The organism is Bradyrhizobium sp. WSM1743 (genome assembly GCF_000473065.1).
Classification (GTDB): Bacteria; Pseudomonadota; Alphaproteobacteria; order Rhizobiales; family Xanthobacteraceae; genus Bradyrhizobium.
Genome location: NZ_AXAZ01000140.1, coordinates 1 through 3,687 on the forward strand (window position 1 = coordinate 1; position 3,687 = coordinate 3,687).

Sequence of the window (3,687 nt, forward strand, 5' to 3'; positions counted from 1 at the left end):
ATGACGCCCTTGCGCTTCGCTAATCCTTCGCCGTCATCAGGCTGGATAGAGGACTTCCACCTCCAAGCTGTCGTTCATACTCGGCACACACAAAAGAAGGCGGGGGACCAGCCCCCGCCTTCCATGATCTTTACCGCAGATTGGTGGCTACTCGCTGTCACTGAACTCGCGACTACGCGAAATGGAAGTCATGGCTGTTCAGCTTGTCGAGCTGCGTGTTCTTCAGCGTGAGGGTGTCGCTTCCCGTCGCGATCACGACGTCGTGGCCTGACTGGGCCGCGTGGGAGAGAACGCTCGCAAAGCTGTCGAACACGCTCTTGCTGAACTCGATCGTGTCGTGAACACGTCCACGGGCAGCGAAGTCCTTGATGACGTCCTGGCCGAAGTTCGACGCAAACTGGAACGTATCCGCTCCCGCCTTGCCCACCATGACGTCGTTGCCGGTGCTACCGGTCAGCGTATCGCTGCGACCCGAGCCGATCATCGCCGCCCCCGAACTGGTGCCGACCACGTGGCCTGTGGTGTCGACCTGCTCGGCGGTAAAGGCGTGGCTCTTGCCCGACAAATCGGACGTCTGGAAGCTCCACTTGCCGTTAGCTCCCGTGGTCACCGAACCGACCGAGGTCGTGCCGTCCGACAGCTTGATCTCGCTGTTGGGGTCGGCAATGCCCTTGATCGTCCCGGTGTGATCCCAATGCTGACGTACATTGGTAACCTCGACGGTCGAGGCGTCCTTGGTGCCGCCGGCGCTGTGCGAGCCAATCGGTGGATCGATGGGCTGCGACAAGGCGCTGGTGTTGCCGGCTGCGTCGGTTGCCGTCGCGGTGAAGATGTGTGACCCGTGCTTGAGATTCGGGGTCGTCACGCTCCAGTCGCCGTCACTTGCAACCGTCGCGGTGCCAAGCAAGGTCGAGCCCTCATAAAGCTTGATCGAGCTGCCGGCTTCCGCCGTACCGGATACCGTTGCACGATTATGTGTCGTCGGATCACTCAACAGAACCGGAGCATCGGGGGCAACGGTGTCCACCGTGACATCCAGCCCGGTCGATGCCTTGCTGGTGACGCCGGAGACCAGGTCGGTCGCGGTGAAGCTGTGCTTTCCGTCGGACAGGGCGGCAGTCGTGTAGTGCCACGCTCCGTTCGCATCCGCCGTAACCGAGTCGAGCTGGGTGGTGCCGTCGAACACTTTGACCGTGCTGTTGGCAACCGCCGTTCCCGTCAGGGTCAACGTCTGGTCGCTCGTGATGTGATCGCCGGCGACACCGCTGTCCGTCGAGAAGGAGGCGATCTTCGGTGCGGCCGGCGCAGTGGTGCCCGTACCCGATGTGCTCGAGCCGGAGGTGCTTGAACCAGACGTGCCCGTGCCCGACGTCCCGGTGCCGGACGTACCGGATCCGAATGAGCCCGACGATCCAATGACAGGATCAAATGGCGCTGACGCGGCGCTCGCGTTGCCCGCAACGTCGGTCGCCGTGGCCGTCAGGGCGTGTGTGCCGACCGCGAGGGCAGCAGTGGTCACCGTCCACGTCCCGCTAGCGTTAGTCGTAGCGGTACCGACCTGATTCGTGCCGTCGTACACCTTGATCGTGCTGTTGGCCTCGGCGGTCCCGGACGCCACGACCTGATTGGCGCTGTTCACGGTGTCACTCGCGATCGTCGGTGCCGCTGGCGCCTTGGCGTCGACGGTGACCGCCACCGCAGCCGACGCCACGCTGGTCTGGCCGGAGGCGTTGGTCGCGGTCGCCGTGAGCGTATGCTTCGCATCGGTCAAGACTTTGGTGATGTAGTCCCAGCTTCCGGTCGAAGTCGCGGTCGTCGAACCGATTTGGGTCGTGCCGTCGTAGATCTTGACGGTGCTGCCGGCAGCCGCGGTGCCCTTGAGATCGATAATATTGACATTCGTGATGCCGTCGGCCGCGACGCCGCTGTCAGGAGAGAAGGAGGCAATCGTTGGAGCGGAAGGAGCAGTCGGCGACGAGGGTGAGGAAGGTGACGACGGCACCGAACTCGGGTAAGGAGTCGGATCCTTCGTATTGTCCCATTCGATGTTGCCCGACATAGTCGGGGTCGGGGGCGTGAGCCCCGGCGAAGCGTCAACATTGAAATAGCCGTACATCCCGCGCTCAACGTAGTTGTTTTCGACCGTGACGTTGGTGACGGCGCCCGCCCCGCGCGTCACATAGACTGTGTACGAAGCGTCGCCGGTCATCAGGTTATCTATAACCTTCAGATTATCGATGGGATCGGGCGCATCTGGGTACTCAGTATTGATGAAGACGGCAGCAGTGCCGCCGTTTTGGTCGGGCATCATGATCGTGTTGTGCTCGATATCCGCGCCGCTCGTCATTGCCCGTATGCCATCGAAGTGACGGGCATCCGGGTTGCTCGACGTGTCGGCCAGGTCGTGGATATAGTTGTCCTTGACCAGGGCGGACCCGAACATATTGATGGCGACCGCCATGCCCTTGATATCGCAGCCGACTATCGCAGAGTTGGTGCCGCCCCCGACACCGAGACCAGTTGTTTGGGTTGAGCCAGTGCCATCAATGGTGCAGTTCAGCACCTGGGTGTTGATCGCATTGTTCGAGTCGAGGATGCCCCAGTTGGTGAAATTCTGAACGATGCAGTTCTTGATCGTGACGTTGTCTGCCGCAACCGTAAGCGTTCCGTTGATGATGACGTTCTCGATGACCGCTCCCGGCGTCGTGATGGTCATCGGGCCGTTGTAGGCGGTGAGCGTCACGCCAGGCTGCACGCCGGCAGTCGTCGCGTCCGGCATGCCAAAGAGAGCAGGATCAATAGTACCAGTCATGCGAATTTCTCCTTTTGTTGACTCACGGCGCGTAACCGCGAATGACTATGTCTAGGTTTGTAATGGTCGAGCGGGGACGACTTTTTTGGGACCTTAAGTGGGCCGAGCTGGGATCATTTTTATTTCTCTTCGATGCTGCCTGCCTTCGCGGCGCCTGAAATCGGCGGTTGCCCGCACGACTAACCCCCAGAGATATTTACGCTTACGGGGTCTGTGGGAATTGTGGCGCGCCAATCGTCACAAACGGCTCTTCGCGACGGCGACGTTGGAGGTATCGAGGTTCTCGCAGTCTAGTAAAGCTGATTATCTCGACGCTTGCGGCACTCTTTGATCCGGCACGAGGGACCTTAAGACACTTATTGCTTGCGGAATATTTCTCATCCATTGAATCGACAGATCTGACCAGATAGTGGTGAGCGGCTCTGTGGCAGATGCGATTTTCCATTATTTTAATGGCTGTATTAAATAGCAAGCGCGCGCCCGGGTCATGGACGTTCGGCTCGCCGAGTTCGCCAGCACTTTGCCGGACAGCCAACGCATCAAGTGGGGTGTTGCTAAACGGATTGTACGCGAGGCTTTGGGCTCGCGCCTGTCGAAATCGGTTTTTACCGGCGAAAGGATTTCAGAATGCCAGTGACGGAATGGTTTCGCAGCCCGTTGCGCGATCCGGCGCGGGAACTTCGGCTCGGGTCGGATAGCATTAGCGGTCCCCACCTCGATCGCGCGACGGTCGGGCTCTATCTGCACGACCCGGGCCGGTGCGCAACCGCGGAATCCGCCAGACGCGCGGTGACATTGTCGCATTTATCGATGCCGATTGCCGGGAAGATCCCGGTTGGCTCGCTGCGATTGAGGCCGCCTTTGCCGACCGACGT

3 protein-coding genes are annotated in these 3,687 nt (G+C 60.5%); 2 read left to right on the forward strand and 1 reads right to left on the reverse strand.

From position 1 onward, the window contains the following. Positions 1–172: 172 nt before the first annotated feature. On the reverse strand, positions 173–2,812 hold the full coding sequence (locus tag YU9_RS44000; protein WP_156952374.1) for an Ig-like domain-containing protein: 2,640 nt from the start codon (positions 2,810–2,812) through the stop codon (positions 173–175). 487 nt (positions 2,813–3,299) lie between these two features. Between YU9_RS44000 and YU9_RS51360 the strand changes: the two genes are divergently transcribed. Beyond that, on the forward strand, positions 3,300–3,449 hold the full coding sequence (locus YU9_RS51360; protein ID WP_156952375.1) for an asparagine synthase-related protein: 150 nt from the start codon (positions 3,300–3,302) through the stop codon (positions 3,447–3,449). 121 nt (positions 3,450–3,570) lie between these two features. Continuing rightward, a partial coding sequence (locus YU9_RS46980) for a glycosyltransferase (protein ID WP_156952376.1) occupies positions 3,571–3,687 on the forward strand: 117 nt, incomplete at its 3' end.

What these genes read in the sequence shown, in the direction of transcription:
- YU9_RS44000 (WP_156952374.1), bottom strand. Translation starts at nt 2,812, where the DNA reads ATGACTGGTACTATTGATCCTGCTCTCTTTGGCATGCCGGACGCGACG.
- YU9_RS51360 (WP_156952375.1), top strand. Translation starts at nt 3,300, where the DNA reads ATGGACGTTCGGCTCGCCGAGTTCGCCAGCACTTTGCCGGACAGCCAA.